General features: G+C 68.5%; 1 protein-coding gene. It reads left to right on the plus strand.

What is annotated here, in order from left to right:
* Positions 1-187: 187 nt before the first annotated feature.
* A partial coding sequence (locus tag ACWD3D_RS36515) for an alpha-amylase family glycosyl hydrolase (protein WP_451464951.1) occupies positions 188-1,914 on the plus strand: 1,727 nt, incomplete at its 3' end.

The following is a 1,914-nucleotide window of genomic DNA, read 5'->3' on the forward strand; positions in this document are numbered from 1 at the left end:
GGGAGATCCCGCCGTCCGGGAAGATGTCGATGCGCACCCGGGTGGCGCGTACCGGGGTCTCCAGGACGAACCGGTGGTTGGTGTCCGGCGGGAGAGAGCGCTCGACGCCTCCCGGCCCGCCCCTTTCCCGTGCCGCCCCCGCCGGGCCGGCACTACCGCCCCACCCACCGTCCGAGGAGAACCCTCCGTGTCCCGAACCACCCTCCGCCGGGGAGCCGTCGCCGCGCTGTGCGCCGCGCTGCTGCCCGTCGTACCGGCGGCGACCGCGTCCGCCGCGACCAGGCCGCCGTCCCCGCCCTCGGACGCGTCCCTCGCCGAGGAGTCGTCCCGCAAGGACCTCACCCGCGAGCAGTTCTACTTCGTCATGCCCGACCGGTTCGCCGACGGCGACACCTCCAACGACAAGGGCGGCCTGACCGGCTCCCGTCTGGAGACCGGGTACGACCCCACGGACAAGGGCTTCTACCAGGGCGGCGACCTCAAGGGGCTCACCAACCGGCTCGACTACATCAAGGGCCTCGGCACCACCGCGATCTGGCTCGCCCCGATCTTCAAGAACCGCCCCGTGCAGGGCACCGGGGCCGACGCCTCGGCCGGCTACCACGGGTACTGGATCACCGACTTCACGCAGGTGGACCCCCACTTCGGCACCAACGCCGATCTGGAGAAGCTGATCGACAAGGCCCACGGCAAGGGCATGAAGGTCTTCTTCGACGTCATCACCAACCACACGGCCGACACCGTCGACTACGCCGAGAAGAGCTACGGCTACCAGCCGAAGGGCGCCTACCCCTACCTCGACACCGAGGGCCGCCCCTTCGACGACAGCGACGGCATGGCGAAGGTGGACGCGGACTCCTTCCCGTACACCCCGAAGGTCACGGGCAAGAAGGTCCCGTCCTGGCTCGACGACCCGACGATGTACCACAACCGGGGCGACTCCACCTACGCGGGCGAGTCCACCGAGTACGGCGACTTCTCCGGCCTCGACGACCTGTGGACCGAGCGCCCCGAGGTCGTCTCCGGCATGGAGAAGATCTACGAGAAGTGGGTCCGCGACTTCGACATCGACGGCTTCCGCATCGACACCGTCAAGCACGTCGACATGGACTTCTGGACCCAGTGGGCGACCGCCCTCGACACCTACGCCGCGAAGCACGGCCGTGACGACTTCTTCATGTTCGGCGAGGTCTACTCCGCCGACACCGCGATCACCTCGCCGTACGTGACCCAGGGCAGGCTCGACGCGACGCTGGACTTCCCCTTCCAGGAAGCCGCCCGCCAGTACGCCTCCCAGGGCGCCCCGGCCTCGAAGCTCGCCTCGCTCTACGCCGACGACTACCGGTACACCACCGACAAGGCGAACGCCTACGAGCAGGTCACCTTCCTCGGCAACCACGACATGGGCCGCATCGGGACCTTCCTCAAGCAGGACAACCCGAACGCCTCCGACGCCGAACTGGTCAAGCGCGACAAGCTCGCCAACGAACTGATGTTCCTCGGCCGCGGCAACCCCGTCGTCTACTCCGGTGACGAGCAGGGCTACACCGGTGCCGGCGGCGACAAGGACGCCCGGCAGCCGCTCTTCGCCACCAAGGTCGCCGACTACCTCGACGACGACCAGCTCGGCACCGACCGTACGCACGCCTCGGACGCGTACGACACCACGCACCCGCTGTACAAGTCGATCGCGGCGCTCTCCAAGCTCACCAAGGACAACCCGGCCCTGAGGGACGGCGTCCAGACCGAGCGCTACGCCGAAGGCTCCGTCTACGCGTACTCCCGCATCGACGCCGAGCACTCCAACGAGTACCTCGTCGCCGTCAACAACGGCACCGAACCCCGGACCGTCGAGCTCACCACCGAGTCCGCCCGGATGAACTTCCGCACCCTCTACGGTGGTTCGGCCACCGT

Source organism: Streptomyces sp. NPDC002690, assembly GCF_053592415.1.